The organism is Arthrobacter sp. LjRoot14 (genome assembly GCF_964253905.1).
GTDB lineage: Bacteria > Actinomycetota > Actinomycetes > Actinomycetales > Micrococcaceae > Arthrobacter.
Window position 1 is genome coordinate 3,656,121 of the sequence record NZ_CAXURL020000001.1, and the last position, 21,457, is coordinate 3,677,577.

Consider the following 21,457-nt stretch of genomic DNA (forward strand, 5'->3'; position numbering starts at 1 on the left):
CATCTCCCAAAGGTCAAGCGCGCACCCGTCCGTGCACGCACGCCAACCCGGGGCAACGGACTGACCGCCAGGGAGTGCGCCGTCGCAAGCATCACAGCTACGGCGGCGCACCTCGGCGCGGCGGTGAGCGCCGACGATCAGCGCGTCTATGTTAGGCCACATGATCAGAGCATAGGCACGCGACTTCAGTTCTCTCGGCTGCTGAAAAATCCCACGAATGGGAGAACAATGAATTCTGCGCGGGTTACGCAACTTGACGGTCTCAGAGGGATGGCAGCGCTCGTCGTTGTTGTATGTCACGCGCTTTCAACTTTTCCGGGACTCGGGGGGCGTATTCAGCAACCGATTCGCCGGGCTCAACAGCTTAGAGTCGTGGCTTGTCCATTCCCCTGTCCACGTCCTGTCGAACGGGAATGCCGCCATCCACATATTCGTCGTCCTCTCCGGTTTCGTAATCATCCTTCCTTTCACAAGACCGGGATCCACTGCTGGATGGGCTCCGTACTACGCCAAGCGATTATTGCGCCTGTACCTGCCCCTATGGGGCTCACTCGTACTGGCTGTCGTCCTTATGATGATCGTCCCCGGACAAGCTCCTCGGGTCAGAGCACGTGAGCGAACATGTACGCCCTCTCCCCAAGGGCAGCGGCGGCACTAAAGGACGCGCTACTCCTTCTGAACGATAGCGGCATCAACACCGCCCTTTGGTCACTCAAATGGGAAGTCACCTTCTCCCTGTTGCTTCCTGCCTATGTCTTTTTCGTGCGCCGCTGGAGAAACCTGTGGCACGTGAAGATCGGTGTCGCCCTTCTGCTAACTTTCATCGGCGCCTGGCGAAACCTAGAGTGGCTGTCGTACCTGCCGATCTTCGCCATCGGCGCGGTACTTGGTGCTGAGCGCCTGCGGATACGGGACCTCACCCGGCGTCTGCCTAGTGTTATCTGGGTCCTCATTGCTGCGCTGGGCCTGTTGCTTTCCAACGCCGAGTGGATCAGCCCCGGCCAGCCCACGCTAGGAGTTCGCTCGGTCTTCACCGCGGGCGCGACGGTCATCGTGTTGCCACTTGTGTCGTGGACCGCAGCGGAGAAGCTGGGAAACACTAGCTTGGCACAATGGCTTGGGCGCGTCTCGTTTAGCCTCTACCTCGTGCACCTTCCGCTCATTCTCGGTGGCGTAACTTTGCTTGGGTCCGTCTCCCTACCGCTAGCGGTGGTTGTGTCCGTAGCCGCTTCGCTCATCATTGCAGAGATGTTCTATCGTGCGTCGAGCGCCCCGCGCACCTGCTGTCCATTGCCGCAGGAGCTGTGACGGCACGAGTCAATCAGAGGCGGCAGCCCGCCCTAGCCACGGGCTCAGTGGAGGCGGACCACCGAGCACATAGTAAGTCAGGCTTATGACCACTGGAAGAAAAGGCCCGAAGGCCGGGCATGGAAGAGGCGCCCACGCCGATCCGGTGAGCGCCTCTTGTCCGCTCGGGTTCAGTCGTCCTCTTCGCCGGTCGGCACGATGAAACCGTAAGCCTCTTCGTCCGCCATCACCTGCTCCAGGTGTTGCCATTTGAGTTTCATGTCGTCCTCGCCGGCCAGACGCCACCATGCAAGGCTGCGCTTGGAAGGATCCCAGCTGCTGAACTTGATTCCGAGTACGGCAATTAGAGATAAAACCATGATGGTTTACGCCTGCGGAGCGCCCAGCAATCGTCACTTTCGGGAGGGGAGGTTCCCAAGGTTCGGAACCACAGCTACCGGTTCAAGGTCAGAATCAGGAGAGAGTCCCCGTGATGCATTCTCAATAGATTGGGCCGACATGACCGCTTGAACGTACCTGAACCTTGCGCTTATCGCGAACGCGCTTGTAGTCCCATGTCTCCCAGCAGGCGCGTGAGCAGAATTCGGGCGGGGGCCTGCGTCGGAGCCGTACTCCACAAAACCGGCACCTTGGACCGAGTGCAAACAATCGAAGCAGTGTGGAAAACATGGCTCGAGGATATGCGCGAGCCGCATTTAAAAGGACCAGTGTCGGGTACCCGTCTTTGACGCACGAACACCGCGCTGATACTCACCGACTACTGGGGCAGTTATTCGTCGCGGCGCTCCGGCTAGCCCTTTCGGACCGGTTAGGGTTATTGTCTGCCTGCGATCAGAGGGTGGCGGGCAGCCCCGTGCTAACCTGGGAAAATCATGGGCACCCGCGGAATGGAAAGTTTTGTGGGCCCCATGGACCTCAGAACGGCCTGACGCGGAAAACCCTATTGGGAAAAATGGACCGCGAAGAGCGCCCCTCGTACATAACGAGCGAACGTCAAACCCGCGGAACCTGATCATTCGAACTCTGATTTTCCCGAATCCCAAGGTTCCCCTAAGCTGACGCCATGAAGGTTTTGGTCACAGGCGGCGCCGGCTACATCGGATCACATACTACGCTCGGTCTTCTTGAGGACGGGCACGACGTTATTGTGTTCGATAACCTTGCGAACTCCAGCGTAGAGGCGGTCCGCCGGGTCGAGGAACTCGCTGGCAAGAAAGTCGATTTCCGAGAGGGGAATCTGCTTGATGCAGACGCCACAGACATGGTCTTCGCTGAATGTGACATCGATGCCGTAATTCACTTCGCCGGGCTCAAGGCCGTCGGGGAGTCCGTTGAGAAGCCCTTGATGTATTACAGAAACAACGTCGTCGGAACCCTCAACCTGTTGGACAGCATGGAAAAAGCCGGAGTACGTCACTTGGTTTTCAGTTCATCGGCAACGGTATATGGCGCTGCGGAGCATATGCCCTTGCCTGAGTCCCTTCCGCTTGACGCCACCAACCCATACGGCCGAACCAAAGAACAGATCGAAGATATTTTGTCTGACTTGAGCGAGGCCGATCCGCGATGGAGCATCACGCTGCTGCGCTATTTCAATCCTGTGGGGGCGCATGAGTCCGGCCAGATTGGCGAAGATCCCCAAGGCCGCCCCAACAATCTGGTGCCCTTCGTTGCTCAGGTGGCAGTAGGGCGGCGCGACAAAGTCGTGGTTTTCGGCAACGATTACCCGACTGCGGACGGGACCGGAGTCCGGGACTACATACATGTAATGGACTTGGCCGCTGGTCACCTTGCTGCTCTCCGCTACATGTGGAAAAAGACCGGCACGTTTCGGTGGAATCTCGGGACCGGCCGCGGGTCATCTGTATTGGAGGTCATCGAGGCGTTCAGCGAGGCCGCTGGACGATCCATTCCCTACGAGTTCGCGCCGCGCCGGCCGGGCGACGCGGCCCGGAGCTATGCAGATGCCTCCGCAGCGCTGACGCATCTCGGGTGGTCCGCCCAGCGAAGCCTTGCAGAGATGTGTGAGGACCACTGGCGCTGGCAGAGCTCTAATCCGTCGGGCTTTGCCAGGGAGAACTGAGCAGCGAAGCCCCGCGATCCCGTTTCTCAGCGACATGTTCCGGCTATGGATTTCGCCATGCGGCTGTAGACGTTCGCCTCTTGTAGTGGGTTCGGTCTCAATGCCCTCCGGCGGACGCCAGGCCGATATGGATAGACCCCGCCCGAATCGTAGGCCACGCCGCAGAGGTCACCCGTTCAGTCCGAATCGCGTCACCACCAATTGCCGGAGCTTCCTCATGCGCTGCAACACGAATCCCGAGAGTGTCCTGCGTCCATGTTCGGAAGGCATTGGAAGCACAAGTGCCCCGCTAATCACCATTCGGCCGCCTGTGGCTCTCGCGAGGGACCGATTGAACGTAACATGTTCGCAAATCCATGAATCCTTCGAGTGCGGCATGTATGAGCCAACGGCGTAAATATCGGCCTGATAGAGACACAGGCCGTTGAAAGCCGATCGGCAATGTATGTCGGAGTCCGATGTGAGCCGTTGTTGCTGAGGGTAGATGAAGTTCCGGAAAAAGGAATAGTACTTTAGCGGGTTGCGTCTGAGCCGTTGAATACGTTTGTCAAGGTCCGTGAAGGAATGATCTTCACCTTCATAGGCAAGCAGGTCGTAGTAGGTTGGGCGGGAAGTTGCAGAAACGGCAAAGATGTCATCGTCATCCTCCATCCGTTGCAGCTCAGACAGAAGTATCACAGGGTCCAGATGCTCCAGGAACGGTTCATCCACATCTAGGACACATATAGCCCGCGCCGGCGTGAGCATGTCCTTCGCATGCTCCGCTAGGAATTGCCGACCAAGCGCCATCCGCTCCAGGCGCCCACTTGCACGAGACATCAGGGATGTGTCGACCACTGAGATCATGCCTGTTGAGGCCGCGGCACTTTCAAGCAACTCTCTTGTCTCGTCATGCGAGCCGTTTTCTCCTACCACCGCGTGAATCTTTATCTGCGAATTGCGCAAGTTGTCCAGTGCGCGGATCATGCCGGGAAGAGTAGCGGCGCAATTTTGCGCCAGGGCCAAGAAGACAATGTCATAGCAGTGCTCGTCGTTCACCCACACAGTCTGCCACAGCAGTCCGGGCCCCGGAGTGCTTCAGCCGAAGGCGACACTCATGACCGGCTGGTGGTGGTAGGTGGCGAAGCACGTCGTTATCCCGGGCTCTGTTTCGAAACCTAGTCAGGTGCAGCGAACAAAAATCAAGCATCCCCCGGGACCATCCGACAACCAGTCATAAAAGGAGCTGTAATTACGAGTCCGCAATAAATGTCCGATTCGTCGATCGGAACTTTGCCTCACCTCAGACGTCAGAGAGCACGGACCCGGGGTTCTCGATCGCGTCGGCCACGTACCTGAGGAACCCGCCGGCGGTCCCGCCGTCGCAGACACGATGGTCAAAGGTGAGTGTCAGCTCGGTGACCTTGCGGACGGCCAGCGTGCCGTTGACCACCCAGGGCTTATCGATGATCCGTCCTACACCCAAGATGCCCACTTCAGGGTGGTTGATGATGGCGGCAGAGCCGTCCACACCAAACACTCCGTAGTTGTTCAGCGTGAAGGTGCCGCTTCCCAACTCCGACGGCGTCGCCTTGCCTTCTCGCACTACGGCGGTAAGCCGGCGAATTTCGGCATCCAGGTCGCGGGCGCTCATCTTGTCCGCGTTGCGGATGGAGGGCACCATCAGTCCGCGGTCCGTCTGCGCTGCGAAGCCCAGGTTGACGCCGTCGAACGCGACGATCTCCTGACTCTCCCCACCTGCCGCATCCTCCGTGGTGACAATCCGGGTGTTCAGCGCCGGGTACTTCTTCAATCCGGCAGTCACAAACCGAGCGATGAATGCCAACAGCCCGGGGGTGTTGTGCGGGTTCGCTTTCTTCAGGACGGCATGCATCTCCACGAGAGCCGTGGCATCCACATCGACCCAAACCGTCGCTTCCGGAATCTCCGAGCGGCTGCGGGTCATGTTCGCGGCCACAGCCTTGCGGACGCCCCGGACCGGCGTCCGGGCGGTGATGCCAAGACCCGTGCGGGAGTCGGTCTCCGTTCCGGTTTCAACAGACTCAACCACAGAACGCGGTTCAACCCTCGGGCGACGCGTACCGACAGCCTCTACCGCCGGGGCGGGAGCGATCGCAGCCTCGACATCCTTTCGCATGATCAGCCCGCTTGCACCCGACCCTTGGAGTCCCCCCAAATCAACTCCATGGTCACGGGCCATCCTGCGGACCAGCGGTGAAATCACCGCCCCAAGTTTGCCCGGCACTCGGGTGCGCAGAAGAAGGAGATCGTCGGCTGCCTTCTCCGCACTTGTGATTTCGTGAGGCTCAATTGCCGGGCGGTCAGGCTCAATTGCCGGGCGGTCAGGCTCAATCACCGATGTCGCGGTCGAGGATTTCCGGGGGCGGGTGCGCTTGCTGACGCCGTGTCCGCCTGGAGTTCCGTATCCGATGAGGACGTTGCCCGAGCCGGCCTTTACCTCGTCACGATAGGTCTCTCCCGTGGCGGTTTCGACCGGTTCAACCACCGGCGATTCGACAGGCTCAACCACCGGAGTCTTTTGCTCAACAACCGGGGAACCGATGGGTGTGACCGAGATCAACGGCTTCCCGACGTCAAGGGTCTGGCCCGGTTCCCCATGAAGCACCGCAACGGTGCCGGCGTACGGCGACGGGACCTCCACCATCGACTTCGCGGTCTCGACCTCAGCGATGGGCTGGTCCACCCGGATTTCGTCGCCCACGGCCACGAGCCAGTTCACGAGCTCGGCTTCGGTGAGGCCTTCGCCCAGGTCCGGCAGCAGGAATACTTTCGTTTCGCTCATCTGATCAGTCTTCCCACTGGAGGTCGTCAACGGCGTCGAGGATGCGGTCCACGCCGGGCAGGTAGTAGTGCTCGAGTTTGGGTGCGGGGTATGGAATGTCGAAGCCGGTGACCCGGCGGACCGGTGCGGCCAGGTAGTGGAAGCAGCGTTCCTGGACCCGGGCGACGATTTCCGAAGAGACGGATGCGAAGCCATGGGCTTCGGCGATGACCACCGCACGGCCGGTCTTGCGGACGGAGGCGCACACGGTTTCGTCGTCGAAGGGCACGATGGAACGGACGTCGATGACTTCCAGGGAGCGGCCTTCCTCTGCCGCCGCAGCAGCGGCGGCCAGCGCGGTGGGCACAGACGGACCGTAGGCGATCAGCGTGGCATCGGTACCGGGGCGGGCGACGGCGGCGCGGCCTTCCGAGGAAGTCCCCCGCTCGGCGTTCGCGGTGTGCTCGGCGCGGAGTCCTTCGAGGTCCACCAGGTCCTTGGACCAGTAGAGCTTCTTGGGCTCCATGAACATCACCGGGTCATCGGAGTCGATGGCTTCGCGGAGCATGCGGTAACCGTCGGCGACGGTGGCCGGGGTGAAGACCTTCAGGCCCGCGGTGTGGGCGTAGTAGGACTCGGACGAATCGCAGTGGTGCTCCACTCCCCCGATGCCGCCGGCGTACGGGACGCGGATGACGATGGGCAACTTGACCGCGCCCTTGGTGCGGTTGTGCATCTTGGCCACGTGGCTGACGATCTGTTCGAAGGCCGGGTAGGCGAAGGCATCGAACTGCATCTCGATCACCGGGCGCATGCCGTTCATGGCCATTCCCACGGCCATGCCGACGATGCCTGACTCCGCCAGCGGGGTGTCGAAGCAGCGGGACTCACCGAACGTCTTAGTGAGCCCGTCCGTGATCCGGAAGACGCCGCCCAGCATTCCGACATCCTCGCCGAACACCAGCACAGAGGAGTCGGCGTGCATGGCGTCCGCCATGGCCGTGTTCAGTGCTTTGGCGAGTGTGATGGTCTGCGGGCCTGTGGATTCGGCAGTGTCGGCTGCCTTGGCCGCGGCGCGGGCCGTCGCCGCACTGACGTTGCCGTTGACCTCGGAGGAGGCGGTGACTGTGGGGCTCATTTTGCGGCCTCCGTATCGGATGATGCGCCGGCGCTGGCGTCGCGGGCCAGTTCGTCCGCGAGCAGGGCGGACTGTTCCTTCAGCTGCGGGGTGGGAGTGGAGAAGACGTAGCGGAACAGATCCTGCGGGTCGACGGGGACGTCCTCGCCCAGGCCGTCGCGAAGCTGCGTGGCAACTTGCTCCGCTTTCTCGGCGATCCGCGCGGCGCCGTCGTCGTCCAGCAGACCGCGATCTGTCAGGTACGTCTGCATTCGCTTCAGCGGATCCCTGGCCACCCACTGGGCCACTTCGCTGTCCTGGCGGTAGCGGGTGGCATCATCGGCGTTGGTGTGTGCCTGCATGCGGTAGGTGTGGGCCTCCACCAGGAGCGGGCCGGAGCCTTCGCGGGCCAGCTTGACCGCGCGGCCGAGCACGGCGAGGAGGGCGACGACGTCGTTGCCGTCCACACGTTCGCCGGCCATGCCGTAGCCGACCGCTTTATGGGCGAGCGACGGCGCCACGGACTGGTGGGCCAGCGGTACCGAAATGGCGTACTGGTTGTTCTGCACGAAGAAGACGACGGGCAGGTGGAAGACCGCAGCGAAGTTCAGTGCCTCGTGGAAGTCTCCTTCGCTGGTGGCGCCGTCGCCGCACATGGCCAGGACCACGGTGTCCTCGCCGCGGAGCTTCGCGGCGTGGGCAACCCCGACTGCGTGGAGCAGCTGGGTGGTCAGCGGCGTGCACTGGATGCCCACCTTGTGCTTGGCGGGGTCGTAGCCGCTGTGCCAGTCGCCGCGGAACAAGGTCATGGTCTGGACCGGATCCACACCGCGGGCCATCACGGCAACAGAGTCGCGGTACGTGGGGAAGATCCAGTCGCCGTCGGCGAGGCAGAGTGCGGCCGCAACCTGGCAGGCCTCCTGGCCGTGGCTGGAGGGGTAGACAGCCATGCGGCCCTGACGGACCAGGGCGGAGTTCTGGTCATTGACGCGGCGGCCGACGACGAGCTGCTCATAGGCCGCCAGCAGTTCGGCGTCACCGGGCAGGGAGTATTCATGGCCGGGCTGGGCGCCCTGCTCGGTGTGGGGGTTCAGGGTACCGTCCTGGTCCACCATCTGGATCTGGTGGCGGGCCGGCAGCATGTAGTCCTCCACCGTGATGCCGAACTTGCGCACAGCCTCGGCTGCGGCGCCTTCGGTCACATGGTTCCCAGCCGGTTGTTCCGGCGAGTGCTGCCCGAGGGCGGTGTGGTCCTGGGAGATCGTCATTGGTTCGTCCTTCTGTTGCCACTATTCGGTTCCAGTATCGTCCTGAAGGAACTTTCGTATCCAGACCCGTAGGAAATCGTGGAGAAGTACGATATTTTGACCTAGTCTGAAAGACGAATCGTAAGTGTGAGCTGCGTTACCGGCGGGAGTTGTGGACAAATGGCAGGGACCGAAGGGGACCAGACGTCGGTACCGCTGGATGACGTGGATCGAAACATCATCGCGGAGCTGACCCGGGACGGGCGGATGTCCGTCACTCAGGTGGCGGAAAACGTGCACATCTCACGGGCGCACGCTTATACGCGGATCGCCAGGCTGACCGGCGAGGGGGTGCTGACCAAGTTCACGGCACTCGTTGACCCTATTAAGGCCGGGCTCAAATCCTCCGCCTACGTGACACTCAAAGTCAGGCAGCATTCGTGGCGCGAACTGCGAGAGCTTCTTCGGGCCATCCCAGAGGTGCACCACATAGCCTTGGTTGGCGGGGATTTTGACGTCATCCTGCTGGTGCGGGCCGTGGACAACGTGGACCTGCGGCGGGTGATCTTCGATCAGCTGCAGTCCATGCCGGGGGTGCTGGATACGCAGACGTTTCTGGTGTTCGAGGATGTGGATACGCGGTAGAGGTCTCAGAGAAAGGCACCGAGATTTAGCAAGCAGACGGCGGCGCCCGCCCTTGATTGTCGGGGCGAGACTCAAGGTATCCGTTGACTGCCCTGACTGCATGAATACGATCTGTCGGATAACGGAACTCCAGAGCTGAGTGCGCAAATTCCAACGGACGTGCCGCCGTCACCGCGCGTGGCCAGAAGCAGAAGTTGGTCCTGCCACCGGAGTGCATCCGCCTCCGCTCGTTGTGGGTCAACCTCAAAATTCTCAACTATCCGTTAAAATACGGGGAGGTCAATGAGTCGGACCAGCAAGCTTCGTCACCGCTTTCATGAAGTCGACTATGAGGCCAAATGGGTTGAAGCTACGCTGTATCACGCGCCAGTTCTCCTCATGGCTCATGAAGCAGCATGGGCGCTGGCCCGCAATCTTGAATATTCCTGATCCTGCGGCGGGTACAATTGATCAGACCGCACAGATAATGCCGTTCTGGTGGCGTGCCGCTTGGCGTGCCCAGCCATTCGACACAGGGGGACTCCGGTTTGGACCTACAGGATTACATGCGCATTCTGCGCCGGAGCTGGGTTTTGGTCGTTGCTGCGACACTAGCCGGTCTTCTCGTTGCCGGGGCATCGTCAATGCTATCGAAGCCCACGTATACCTCCGAGACTCAGTTGTTCGTGGCTATCCAGAACTCTGGCTCGGTCCAAGAGATGCAACAAGGCAACACATTCAGTCAGGCAAGAGTCCAGTCTTATGTGAAAACTGTAAACACTCCCGTTGTTCTCGATCCCGTTATTGCATCACTCGGGCTGCCCACAACCGCAGGAGTGTTGGCTTCGAATGTTCGCGCCAGCACCGACTTGAATACTGTGTTGATAAACATCTCTGTGAATGACACTTCCGCGGTTCAGGCGGCCGCGATAGCCGAAGCTGTTGCAAATAGTCTCATACAGGCGGTCGATGGGCTGGAACGGCCAAAGACCGGAGGGAGCTCTCCCGTAAACCTGTCGATAATTACACCTGCAACCGTTCCCACGGCTCCCTCTGCACCCAACACACGGATGAATCTGCTCCTCGGGGCGTTTTTTGGCATAGGAATTGGAATCGGCATCGCCATGCTCCGATCCACCCTGGACAATCGGGTTCGCGGCGAGGCTGATGTGCGGCTGATCACCGATGCCCCTATTCTTGGGGGTATTTCATTTGACCCATCAGCGACTCGATCTCCGCTCTTGACGCAGACACCCGCCCAGAGTCCCCGCGCCGAGTCGTACAGGCAGCTTCGAACAAACCTACAATTCGCAAACGTCACAGGGCAGGCAAAAACGGTGCTCGTCACTTCGTCTGTACCTGGCGAAGGAAAGAGCACTACGGCGACAAACCTTGCTATCGCTCTGGCGCAAGCAGGACAGACCGTTTGCCTGGTTGACGCCGATCTTCGTCGGCCCATGGTCAATGAATACTTGGGCCTAGACCGAAGCATAGGTTTGACCACGGCATTGGTCGGATCCTCCGATGTCAACGATCTGTTGCAGCCGTGGGGCGACGACAATCTTTTCGTTTTGACTTCGGGTCAAATACCTCCTAATCCCAGTGAGCTCCTGGGTTCTCAAGAAATGAAACACCTTATCCTCAGGCTTGAGCACGCATTCGACACCGTTGTGGTCGACGCGCCGCCGCTTCTTCCTGTTACCGACGCAGCTGTGCTCTCGCAGCATGTCGGCGGGGTAATCGTGGTAATTGGGTCTCAGAAACTGAAACGGCAAGACCTCGAAAAGTCCCTCAGCGCGCTTCAAATGGTTGGATCCAATTTACTAGGGCTGGTGCTGAACCGACTTCCAGCCCGAGGACCCGATTCGTATTCCTACGGCTACTCCTACAGTAGTCAGGAGAAAAAAGATTCAACAGGGAAAGCTGCTGAGTTGAACAATACGAAGGCCCGACGGGGAGATCATCAAGCCATTGATGATTTCGGCAGAACGATGTTCGAACGCGTGGAACAGCCCCCAAAGGTGTTCCCTGCGCGTCGCTTCGATTCTCACTAGCCAAACTACTATGCGCAGGTTCTGCAAACCAGGACTCAGTGGTTCTCCACAAGAAGTCAGTCGGGTGCTCCCGCAATTGCGACTTCGACTCGCAAACTGACTTGCGCTACGTGGGTGTAGTCACGATTCTTCCTGCTGATTCAAGAACGGATTCAGAAGCAATATGACAAGCGCAAGGGTGGTAATACTCCAAGAGTATGTCCCTCAGTACAGGGTGTCCTTCTTTCGCCGGCTGATTGAACTCGGTAAAGAAAATGGAATCGATATCCAAATCGCGGCCGGTGCAGCCAACAAAGAGCAAAATCAGCGTCAAGACGGAAGTTCCGCTGAATTTATTTTGCCGCTTTCACAATTGGAAATTCGAATTGTGAAAATGCGTATTGTTTTTCGCCGCGTCCGACCGGTCATAGCCGAGGCGAACCTTGTCATCATGGAACAAGCAAGACGCAATGTTGATGCATACTGGCTCCTCTTGTCGCCATGGCAACGCCGGAAGATCTGCCTCTGGGGGCACGGACGGGACTTCGTTACAAGTCCATCCTGGATTAGAAGAAGGGCAATGTCTCGGTTGACGAGTGCCGCAGACTGGTTTTTTGCTTACACCGAAGGTTCGCGGGAGTCGGTTATTTCCGGGGGCTACCCCATAGCACAGACAACAGTCGTTCAGAACTCCATTGACACTACCGATCTTCAAGACGCAATTTCATGTATATCAAAAGCTGAGATCGATGAATTTCGTAAGGACAATCAGCTCACGGATCAAACAGCGATTTTTATCGGCGGTCTCGATGAATCAAAGCGGCTCCCCTTTCTCTTTGCCGCATGTCGCAACGCATACGAGATGGATAAGAACTTCAGGCTTCTCGTGGTGGGCAATGGCATACTCAAAGAGAGCGTGGAGAAGCTCGCCGAAACCGCTCCTTGGCTTCGATACCTAGGTCCGCTTTTTGGAACTCAGAAAGCCCTAGCTATAGCGGCAGCTGAATTGATTTGCATGCCGGGCCGTGTGGGATTAGTGGCCGTTGATAGCTTTGCTGCCGGCCGCCCTATTGTGACTACAGATTGGCCATGGCACGGGCCGGAGTTTGAATATCTGGAGAGTGGCAAGACATGCCTCGTGTCCGAAGACGACGAACGATCCTATGCACAGGCCTTAATTTCCTTACTCACGGACAAGAATCAATTGCGGTCGATGCAGGAAGCGTGCAGATCCGTCCGCGGTAAATTCACTACTGATGAAATGGCAGCTCGATTCTTCGATGGGATACAACGGGCACTCTCTTACAGGCCTTAACGATGTGTCGACAGCGGGGCAACCCTCGTCGAAATGATGCTGCTGCCAAGCTCGACAGAGACTTTGTCAGAAGAGTCGGCTGACATCATGCAATTACGTTCAGCACTTGTGCATTTCTGATTGTCCAGGGAAATCTATGCGTAGCTGTTTGCTGATCTGGCGGGGCTGCGGGTACTCGCGCACAATCACCCGCGATTGCGGATTGCCGGCATTATTCCGGTTCGCTGACGGCGCCTTCTGCGCTCATCGCCCGCGCTGGGGCCCCCGGAACGTCAAGTAGCCCCGGATCTGGGGATCAGCAGCAGCTCCGACACAGGTGTTAACGCCAACCGGTAATAGGGCCATTAATGCCACTTGAACGGGGCCACGGGGTTGTGTTTCTATTGTGCCGTACTGGAGGCGGGCTGGTGTTTCTTGAGTCGGTAGCTGTTGCCTTTGAGGCTGATGACCTCGGCGTGGTGGACGATCCGGTCGATCATGGCCGAGGCGATGGTCAGGTCTCCGAAGACGTCGCCCCAGCGGGCGAACGGGAGGTTCGACGTCAGGATCATGGAGGCGTGTTCGTAGCGGCTGGAGACGAGCTGGAAGAACAGGTTCGCGGTGTCTTGATCGAACGGGATGTAGCCTACTTCGTCGACCACCAGGAGGCTGTATCGGCGGAGTTTGACAAGTTCCTGGGCGAGTTTCCCGCGGGAGTGGACTTCCTGGAGGCGGGCGACCCAGCCGGTGGCGGAGTCGAAGACTACCCGGTGCCCGGCCTTGGCTGCCTTGATGCCAATGCCGACCGCAAGATGGGTTTTGGCGGTGCCAGGCGGCCCGAGGAGGACCACGTTTTTGGCTTCGGAGAGGAACACCAAGGTGCCCAGGCGCGCGATGAGGTTCCGGTCCGCGGAGGGCTGGTGGTCGAAGTTGAACTCCTCGAGGTCCTTGTGGGCCGGGAACCTCGCGGCCTTGATCCTGGTGGCAGCCCCGGAGGCTTCGCGTTCGGAGACTTCGCGGGAGAGGACCGCGGCCAGGTAGTCCTCGTGGGACCAGCCGGTGTCCCGGGCCTGGTCCCCGAGCCGGCGGAACCCATCGCTGATCCGCGGTGCGCGCAGGGCCCGGGCGTAGTACTCGATCTGTGACGGTGTCCCGGTCATGATGCCGTCTCCAGGACCAGGCTCTGCTGGCCGAGGTCAATGCCGAAGACCTCGTCGTAGGCGGCCAGATCCCGCACCTCCACGGCTTCCACTGGTTCGGGGCGGTGGACGCGTTGGGCGCGGAAGTCCCGGCGCATCATCGCGGCGCGGGCCACGTGGGCGGGGTCGGTCAGGACCAGGTGCCGGGCCCATGCCCGGACGTGGGTGGCGATGATGACCCCGTCGTGGGTGACCCAGACGGTGTCCAGATCAGCGACGAGATCCACGATCCGCCCGATGAATGAAGGGTCCACGGAATAGTCGTTGGAGAACACCCGCACGTAGTAATCCCGCGGGAGGCGCACCGCGTTGCGGAACACCGCGTCCGGGCTCACCGGCGGCAGCTCCCGCATCCTTTCCCGGTCCAGGACGATCAGCTCGTCCGGGCGTCCGTGGCGGGACCGCGAATACCGGTGATTCGCTTTGGGCAGCCAGTCCTCCAACTGACCGTTGAAGTCCGCTGGTGAGCGGAAGTCCCGGCCCGGCATAAAGCGCTGCCGGAAGAACCTGTTCATCCGCTCGACCATGCCCTTGGACTCCGGATCCCGCGGCGGAAGCAGCTTGATCTCCAGCCCCAGGAACTCTGCGCACGCGGCCATCGGCTCCGTGGGCCGGCGCCTGCCGATGCCGGACTCGTTGTCCCACAACTGCCTGGACGGAACCGCCTGCGCGTCCTGCAGCAGAGTCCACATTCCACCCAGAAGATCCGGCGTCGTCCGCGACGGCAACCTCCGGGCCTGGATGAAGCCCGAGAACGCAGAGGTCATCACCAGCACCGGGGGCGTATCGGACTGGCCCGCACCGACAGGCAGTGGCTCGTGCGGGAACCAAAGATCGCACTGGACCTGGAACCCCGGCTCGTGCACCAAACGGTCGGCCGGGTCAGGCGCTGCGTATTCAGGCCGGATCACAGCGACCTTCGCCCGGAACAACGACGCGGAACCAGACCAGCCCACCCGCTCCGCCAGCGTCGCGGCCGGCATTGTCGGCGTCTTCACCAACAACTCCCGCACCCTTGGAGCAAACGCATCAAAACTCGACCCACCGGCCGCCCGCTGATACTTCGGCGCCCGATCCGACTCCAGCGCCCGATCCACCGTTCCACGGGAAACACCCACGATCCTGCCGATCTCCCGCTTCGAGTGCTTGCCCGTCGAAAACAGGTGGCGTATCTCCGCCCAATCATCCAAATTGATCACCTTCCATAATGGTCGGTGGCCCTATTTTCGGCTGGCGTTAACAACAGGCTGGCAGCACGGCCACGCGGTCGTCTTGAGGGCTGGGGACATCAAGAAGTACCCAGCGATTTCGCGGCAGCGGCCAGCAGTGATCTCCGCCCCGAGTCGGAACGGATCATGATTGCGGACGTGTTGCGTGCCCGCCGCACCTTGGAAGCCATCGCCATGGAGCTTGGGCAGAGTCTGTCGATAGTGAGCAGTTAGATCCGGGGCAACACCCATGAACTGTTTGCCCAATCCCTGTTTCATCAGCTGATCATAATAAGCACGGGCAGCGTTCTCCGGAGTGGAACCTCGGCCCCTCCTTGGTCTTTGTCAGTGATGGTCGAACAGTGAGCCGTTTCGTGGGCTTGGCGTCCAGCGGTGGTGGCAACACCTGAGCGATTAGGAGTTGCAATTGGCAGAGATGAAAAGACCGAGAAAGTCCCGGGGAGCCCCGGGCCTCCGAATCGCTGCGGTTCCCGCGGACGGCACGGCATGATGCCCCAGTCAAGAGCATCCTGGTCATGGCATCGCTGGTGGTCAATGCCCCGCGGCTCACTACCGGCATCTACATCCGGAGCTGGCCCCATGTCCGCGATCATCACTTTCCACGCACGCATCGTCCGTGATCTTCGGGGCCGAGGTAGCCAGCCAGCTACTGATCACCATGGACGACAACCTCGAACGGACTGCCACAGAGTAGTATTCGTAGTCCTCGTCGATCTCTCGCCGGCCCCACCTTCCCACGGAAACGACACGGAATCGGCCCAGCCTAAGTGAGCGGCGGGCAGGCCAATAGCCCGTTGCGACGGGAACTCAAGCTGCTTAGGACGCTGAAGCATCTATCTGGTAGTTCGTGTATCTATCAAAGGAGGTTAATTTTAGCCCGTCAAAGGTTCCTCGAGCAGACGAAAATTGCAGAAGAGCCCGATGGTAACCCGATGTATCGCGTCGCAAGAGTGAGATGGGGTAGCCGACTAGTCCCAAAGTAAATCGCCGCGCTGCCCGCAGCAGCGTCCAAGCTGCCGTTGACCCAAGTTCACGGTCTACCCACACGTAAGCGAGGGAACTGAAATACGCCCTCTCTTGTGCATATCGGAATGTGAGTCGGCCAGCTGGCACCACTTCTGTCACAACGGCCCGGGAACTCCAGCGCAGACCTCGCCCAGTTGCCATCCATCTTCGCAATAAATGAGTGTCCTGCGCTCCAGAAGTATTGTACTTCGGCGAATAGCGCCAATCGTGAACAAGAGCCCGAGGATAGAGGATATTTCCGTCTCCTGTGGGCTTTGACAAAAGGCTGGCATCTTCAAAGGTCGGTCGCTCCCAATAAGACCCATCCGTACACCAGGAAGGCAGTTGGGCTTCGAATTGTGGAACTACCGGGCCGGCAATGACATCCTCGGGATACCCTAGGTGCATATCCCAGAGCCCTGCAAACCAGTCTTGCGTTGGGCTCTCATCGTCGTCGATAAAGACTATGGAGGCGTTCAATGCACTGGCATAGTCCAGAGCGGCATTCCGCGCGATAACCAAACCCTGCGGCTGGGCAGGCAGGTAGTCTATGGCCACATTTGCGAAGTCTGGGCTGCAGTCGTTGAAAACGGCTTTCGCGGATTGATCGATATCATTATCGACTATCAAAACACGAACTTCCTCGCAAGTGGTGAAGTCCTGCGAGTTCAACTGATTCATAAGTGAACGCAACAATAAGGGTCGTTTATATGTGCATACAGCAATGACGCAAATTGGACCCTCGGTTTCCACCGACTCTTCGAATTCGCCCATGCTAGGATGCTCCCCTGGCATCCAGGGTCAACCAGTCAGACCCTAGAAGGTCAGCAGCACTCTCGCCACTAGACATCCACGGTCGCGGCGCGATTATAGTGTGTGATCCACGTCTTGCCATGAGCCAAGCTGCCCACCAGCTAAAGGACGAATTACTCATGACCATGCCGCTACCCAACGACATAGCCTTTATCGTATTTATGCCAGAAAGTGCGGAATTTTCCGTAAAAAAGTCGAGATTTGGAAGATGCCCCAGCTCGTCTTGGGCAACATCCGGCTCATCTGAGAATGCTGTAGCTTGGTCAACCGACGAAATTCTACTGATCAGCCCCAGCCCGCGTTCGAAATAGTTACTCGAAGTGACACCGTGAACGGCCTGCGTATGGGTGGTCATGTAGTCGCCACGGCGAACATGAACTGTTGCGCGTCCGCTGTTTCTCAGGCCTTCAAATACTTGTTGTTCCTCAGAAGTCACAGGACAATTCGATATCAACTCAGCAATGCGATCGGCTATCGACTCAAAGTACCGTGGCGATTGAAAGTACCCAAAAATCGTCGTTCCTGGGACGATCTTGTTGATTTCCGCTGAGTATGCAAAGGACTCTTCCCGATATACTCGAAGGCTCTTTGTGCGCCTGGAAAGACCAAATCTGCGTGAGCGGCGTCCCAGATGCAACCACGGTGACTCGTGTGAAACAACTTCACCCGGCAGCCTCAATGACCCTAGTTCAAAGGATCTCAAGTCCCCTTTGAGGTACTTGGAAGCATCTATGTAGAGCGGGCAATCTAAGCGTTCGGCCTGCTCCCAAGCTGCTGCAAGAACAAACAGCTGATTTCCCAAACCACCCGTCAGGTATGCACAAACACCATCATCCATGTTCAATTAGGCTCGCCTCCTGGCGATATCCAACAATCCGGCCACTCCCGAGACGCAGCACTCCCACCAAAGCCTGTCATGCGATCGCGACACAACAAATCGAAGAAGATAGTTTGCCGATTCTGTGAGCGTGCCATATACGACCATGGCCCTTCGGACCCTTACCGGGTGGTCCGCGGCGAGGCTCCAGCGATGAGCAACGGCCATGCGTACGATTAGCGGTCGCTTATGGCGATTGACCGGGGACTGATGGTGGTGGAGCCTGGCTGAATGAACATGCCTGAGAGTCCCCCGAGTCCGCGCATGCAACCCGAAATCAGCGTCCTCTCCGATGGCATATCCGACTCGGCGTTCGTCGAAGGAGAGGCCGTCTATCATCTCAAGCCTGAACGACATGGAACAACCCGGGAGCCAGTCCACGTCCACATCGAAAGGTGTTTCGTGTGCCCCAATATTGAAGCCAGTGGGTAGAACCTTGCCTGGGTGTACACTATCGCGCCCTCCAAGCCGAGCGACAAGCGATGCTTTCGTACGATTGCCCCCCTTGATCAGGCCTCCTGCGCCAACCAAAGACGCGTCTTTTTCAAACGCATTTAGCAGCTCGTCTATGTAGCCAGGTTCAAGCTCTACGTCATCATCGACAAAATGCACTACATCGAATTCTCCGCGTACCATCCTTAGTGCGACGTTCCGCTGCAACGTAAGACCAGGGGCGGTGTGGACATACTCGAGAAACGGCAGTCCCTTTTGGCTCCTAAACTCTTCGCTGAGATCGGCTGTTTCATTAGTGTCGCTGCTGTCCACGACGAGAACCTTCAGCGGCATCCTCCGCTGTTGGAGCAGCGACTCAAGACAACGCACCATGTCTGCGCTTCTGTTCCGAGTACAAATAACTAGAACGTCCTTCATGAGCCCAACTCCATATTCTGGTGAGAGTGTCGAATTTTGCCGTTGACCAGGTCAATCCTTCGATCAACAAAATCGAGAGCCGCGTGGCGGTGTGTGACGACAATCACTGTCATCCGCCAGGGGATCCGGTTTACCGCATCCAAAATTGCCTTTTCGGTGTCCAAGTCTAGGGCGCTAGTGGCCTCGTCCAAGACAAGAAGCGACGGCTGTCTGTATAAGGCCCGTGCCAGCCCCACCCGTTGTCGCTGACCTCCCGATAATCCAACCGATTTCGAGTCTATGAACGAAGCAGTTCCGGACGGAAGCTGACCCACGAGCTCTTCAAGCTGCGACATACGAAGCACCTGCGCTATAAGGTCCGAATCAGCCGGACGATCCCAGCAAATGTTCTCAGCAAGCGTCCCGCGACGAATCGGCACATCCTGAGGAACAATACCAATGGACCGTCTGAAATCACCCCATTCGTCAGGGTCCAGCTCCGTACCATTGACCTGAATGGATCCCGCAGTCGGTGGAAACAACCCCAAGAGGATATCGAGTAACGTCGTCTTACCGGATCCACTGGGTCCGAGAATGGCGACTCTCTCGCCGGCCTGGATTTCAAGATCAATTCCCTCGAGGGCAGCAACATGTCGGCCTGAGAAAAAATGCGATACCCCACGAAGTAAGAATCCCGGCGGGCCTTCCACCAATAGGACAGAGGATGCTTCACTCGGAGACCTGACTGTCGAGGACTTCTTATCCGTACTGGCGAGGCTTGCAATCCTAGAATTCCACTTTTCTATCCAAGTGACCTGACCAAGGGCCGTATTCAACTGATTTTGGACAGCCTGAACTCGCGGGATAATTCGGTAGAAAAGAGCTACGAAAACCAAACCTAAGGTTATATCCCCTTGAATTAGGAGCGACAGCCCGACAACAACGGCCAAGAATACCGCCGCTACGCAGTCGACCATGGTTCGCGTCGCTGAGGGCAACATTATTTGTCTGCGTCGGAGCCTGCCCAGGAGGTTGGCGCTCTCCTGGGAGCGAATCAGCCATTGACGGTCGCTACCCGATTCCCTCAGGAATTTGATGTCCGACAGAGACGAAGAAACGTCCTCCGCGATCTCTGTCGTTGTGCCTGACAATTTCCGCTCGTTTTGTCGGACATGTTTCAACCGCTGGCGAAAAATGAGAGCCGACGCAAGTATGAACAGCAATGCGAGGCCCAACAGGCTGGGGGTCAAGACGGCAGAGGCCGCGATGAGGATGACTACAACAACGCAGGTTCCGATTCCCGACAGCAAGGCGTAGACACCGTTCGAAAGCTGTGTTGCTTCTGACATCACTGCTGCCGTTATTTCACCCTGGCCGAGCTTTCCGACCTGCAACCAAGGTCCCGAGACCAGCCTTTCCATCAGATGACGTCTGGCCTCGGCCTCTACCGAAGTCGTGACCCTACTTATAAGCGCGTCGCCGTAGAACTTCAGCATTGTCGAGAGAACAAGAAACAACGTCAGCATTCCCAGAACGGGAAGGATGGAACCGATGGTCGGACTACCTTGGCTGAGTAGAGGGAGAATACTGGCCAAGCCCAACGCCTCGGCCACACCGCTCAGGGCCAAGATCAGAATGGAACCCATAGCGGCGAACTTAAAAGGCTTAAGCAGCGACGAGTAGTGTCGTAGGGCGCTGACACGCTTCTTCTTGAGTTTGTTCACGATTCTCTCTGTTCTCGACTAGCTAGTATCGCTAGTGATAGGACAACCCACAGGAAACCGACTGTGGGAGAGGTGCGAGCCGCTTCGATTTTTACTTCGTCCAGGAGCATGAAGACAAATATGGCAGCCGCGCTCAGTGAGGCCGAATGCCGAAGGAAAATTCCTCGCATAAGCTTGCACAACAGTATTGAAACCAACAAACCGAAAGAAGTGAGGGAGATTAACCCCCCAGACCAAAGCAGCCATAAATAGAGACTGTGCGGAAATGTTCCTATTGCGTCATAGGGAAATTCAAATCCATTACCCAGGATGCCAGTGTTGACGAATTGCGGTAACTGAGTGAAATAATCCCAAACACTGGCCCTGTTTAGAGTTGACTCTATGCTGCCACCCAGCTGGATGGAGGAGAGTCGCTCAAAAAGCGGCGTTGCCGAGAGCGTTCCCATGAAGACTCCGAACGCCAAGGCCAGACCCGCAACTACGGCAAATATCTTACCCGCAGCTTCACGAAACTGAAACGCCGATATCAAAATTAGAACAGGCGCCACGACACACAAAAGGAGAATTGGACCCCGGGATTGAGTAGCTAAGAGTATAAGGAAACTCGGTACAATGACAATTCCGGACGTCGCACGCCATATTCGGCTGCGATCAAAGAAGATTGCAGTAAGGCCGAGCAAAATTATCGCGCCATAGAATTCAGCGAGGAGCTCATAATCCCCCAAAGAGCCCACAAACCTGCCGGCATTAAATGGCCCGGTATTCAGGGCCTTTCCTGCCGCCAGGAGGTACAGATCGTAGATGACCGTGAGGCCTCCAGCCACGATGACTGCGCGACGGGCATTGGCAAACGATGGCAAGTACGAAGACGGAAGGCGGGCTACTAGCAGGGCGACGGCTGCGCCGTTAACCCATGGCACTAAGGTCGTTAGTCTTTGAGAATTAGCCATTGTGGAAATGGTTGCAAATACAACAAAACCGACGAGAAGATATGTCACTATATCAAAGTACCTATTACCGGAACTTGAAGTAATCGTCGTGTCAGCGGGACGTCTATTTGATGTGACACCGAATGCCGCAAGTCCCGCCGTAAGCATTGACAACAATGCCGCGATATCTATGCCCGCAATCTGACGGTTGGCCACCACAAGTAAACAAGCGTTTAGAACAAAGATGAGCACTAACTTGTATTTGACACTGACGCTGGCCAAGATGAGAAATCCTGCTACTCCCAACGAGGTACCGGCCGCTAAGGTCAGCGGGATGCGCCCCC

Annotated in this window: 18 protein-coding genes; 6 read left to right on the forward strand and 12 right to left on the reverse strand. The window is 58.3% G+C overall.

Features of this window, described 5'->3' with window-relative positions; genetic code table 11:
- Window positions 1-289 precede the first annotated feature (289 nt).
- Together ACSQ12_RS16520 and ACSQ12_RS16525 are read left to right on the forward strand one after the other, a co-directional pair.
- Window positions 290-658, forward strand: a complete 369-nt coding sequence (locus ACSQ12_RS16520; protein WP_436067016.1) for an acyltransferase family protein — start codon at window positions 290-292, stop codon at window positions 656-658.
- Complete coding sequence (locus ACSQ12_RS16525) at window positions 622-1,308, forward strand: acyltransferase family protein (protein WP_436066111.1); 687 nt, start codon at window positions 622-624, stop codon at window positions 1,306-1,308. The genes ACSQ12_RS16520 and ACSQ12_RS16525 overlap by 37 nt, the downstream gene beginning before the upstream one ends.
- Window positions 1,309-1,478: 170 nt before the next feature.
- Here the strand turns inward: ACSQ12_RS16525 and ACSQ12_RS16530 are convergent, their stop codons facing one another.
- The gene (locus ACSQ12_RS16530; RefSeq protein ID WP_436066112.1) at window positions 1,479-1,667 is read right to left on the reverse strand and encodes a hypothetical protein; all 189 of its coding nucleotides are present in this window, start codon (window positions 1,665-1,667) and stop codon (window positions 1,479-1,481) included.
- A 704-nt stretch (window positions 1,668-2,371) separates the two neighbouring features.
- Here ACSQ12_RS16530 and galE point away from each other — a divergent pair.
- Window positions 2,372-3,391: a UDP-glucose 4-epimerase GalE gene (gene galE, locus ACSQ12_RS16535; protein WP_436066113.1), complete on the forward strand. Its 1,020-nt coding sequence runs from the start codon at window positions 2,372-2,374 to the stop codon at window positions 3,389-3,391.
- Window positions 3,392-3,559: 168 nt separating this feature from the next.
- On the opposite strand, the gene ACSQ12_RS16540 is transcribed toward galE, so the two are convergent.
- The 4 genes from ACSQ12_RS16540 to pdhA all read right to left on the reverse strand — a co-directional run bounded on the left by ACSQ12_RS16540 (window position 3,560) and on the right by pdhA (window position 8,558).
- Complete coding sequence (locus tag ACSQ12_RS16540; RefSeq protein ID WP_436066114.1) at window positions 3,560-4,429, reverse strand: glycosyltransferase family A protein; 870 nt, start codon at window positions 4,427-4,429, stop codon at window positions 3,560-3,562.
- A 244-nt stretch (window positions 4,430-4,673) separates the two neighbouring features.
- The gene (locus ACSQ12_RS16545; RefSeq protein ID WP_436066115.1) at window positions 4,674-6,194 is read right to left on the reverse strand and encodes a dihydrolipoamide acetyltransferase family protein; all 1,521 of its coding nucleotides are present in this window, start codon (window positions 6,192-6,194) and stop codon (window positions 4,674-4,676) included.
- A gap of 4 nt (window positions 6,195-6,198) precedes the next feature.
- On the reverse strand, window positions 6,199-7,311 hold the full coding sequence (locus ACSQ12_RS16550) for an alpha-ketoacid dehydrogenase subunit beta (RefSeq protein ID WP_436066116.1): 1,113 nt from the start codon (window positions 7,309-7,311) through the stop codon (window positions 6,199-6,201).
- A complete protein-coding gene (gene pdhA, locus ACSQ12_RS16555; protein WP_436066117.1) occupies window positions 7,308-8,558 on the reverse strand; it encodes a pyruvate dehydrogenase (acetyl-transferring) E1 component subunit alpha in 1,251 nt (416 codons plus the stop codon). Before pdhA ends, ACSQ12_RS16550 begins: the two co-directional genes overlap by 4 nt.
- Window positions 8,559-8,717: 159 nt before the next feature.
- On the opposite strand from pdhA, the gene ACSQ12_RS16560 reads away from it, so the two are divergent.
- From ACSQ12_RS16560 to ACSQ12_RS16570, 3 genes are all read left to right on the forward strand, one after another.
- Window positions 8,718-9,182 (forward strand): Lrp/AsnC family transcriptional regulator, encoded by a 465-nt coding sequence (locus tag ACSQ12_RS16560; RefSeq protein ID WP_436066118.1) that lies wholly within the window; start codon window positions 8,718-8,720, stop codon window positions 9,180-9,182.
- A gap of 545 nt (window positions 9,183-9,727) precedes the next feature.
- Window positions 9,728-11,215 carry a polysaccharide biosynthesis tyrosine autokinase gene (locus tag ACSQ12_RS16565; RefSeq protein ID WP_436066119.1) on the forward strand — a complete coding sequence of 496 codons (1,488 nt, stop codon included), beginning with the start codon at window positions 9,728-9,730 and terminating at the stop codon, window positions 11,213-11,215.
- A gap of 163 nt (window positions 11,216-11,378) precedes the next feature.
- Window positions 11,379-12,509 carry a glycosyltransferase family 4 protein gene (locus ACSQ12_RS16570; protein WP_436066120.1) on the forward strand — a complete coding sequence of 377 codons (1,131 nt, stop codon included), beginning with the start codon at window positions 11,379-11,381 and terminating at the stop codon, window positions 12,507-12,509.
- Between the two features lie 380 nt (window positions 12,510-12,889).
- Here ACSQ12_RS16570 and istB read toward each other — a convergent pair whose 3' ends face one another.
- The 7 genes from istB to ACSQ12_RS16605 form a co-directional block, all read right to left on the reverse strand.
- Window positions 12,890-13,648 (reverse strand): IS21-like element helper ATPase IstB, encoded by a 759-nt coding sequence (gene istB / locus ACSQ12_RS16575; protein WP_436066121.1) that lies wholly within the window; start codon window positions 13,646-13,648, stop codon window positions 12,890-12,892.
- Window positions 13,645-14,886: an IS21 family transposase gene (gene istA / locus ACSQ12_RS16580; RefSeq protein ID WP_436066122.1), complete on the reverse strand. Its 1,242-nt coding sequence runs from the start codon at window positions 14,884-14,886 to the stop codon at window positions 13,645-13,647. Before istA ends, istB begins: the two co-directional genes overlap by 4 nt.
- 846 nt (window positions 14,887-15,732) lie before the next feature.
- Window positions 15,733-16,695 carry a glycosyltransferase gene (locus tag ACSQ12_RS16585; protein WP_436066123.1) on the reverse strand — a complete coding sequence of 321 codons (963 nt, stop codon included), beginning with the start codon at window positions 16,693-16,695 and terminating at the stop codon, window positions 15,733-15,735.
- A gap of 1 nt (window position 16,696) precedes the next feature.
- Window positions 16,697-17,572, reverse strand: coding sequence for an alpha-1,2-fucosyltransferase (locus tag ACSQ12_RS16590; protein WP_436067017.1), 876 nt, complete (start codon window positions 17,570-17,572; stop codon window positions 16,697-16,699).
- Between the two features lie 6 nt (window positions 17,573-17,578).
- Window positions 17,579-18,481: a glycosyltransferase family 2 protein gene (locus ACSQ12_RS16595; protein ID WP_436066124.1), complete on the reverse strand. Its 903-nt coding sequence runs from the start codon at window positions 18,479-18,481 to the stop codon at window positions 17,579-17,581.
- Window positions 18,478-20,184, reverse strand: a complete 1,707-nt coding sequence (locus ACSQ12_RS16600) for an ATP-binding cassette domain-containing protein (protein ID WP_436066125.1) — start codon at window positions 20,182-20,184, stop codon at window positions 18,478-18,480. The genes ACSQ12_RS16595 and ACSQ12_RS16600 overlap by 4 nt, the downstream gene beginning before the upstream one ends.
- Window positions 20,181-21,395: an O-antigen ligase family protein gene (locus ACSQ12_RS16605; RefSeq protein WP_436066126.1), complete on the reverse strand. Its 1,215-nt coding sequence runs from the start codon at window positions 21,393-21,395 to the stop codon at window positions 20,181-20,183. The genes ACSQ12_RS16600 and ACSQ12_RS16605 overlap by 4 nt, the downstream gene beginning before the upstream one ends.
- Between the last annotated feature and the right edge of the window lie 62 nt (window positions 21,396-21,457).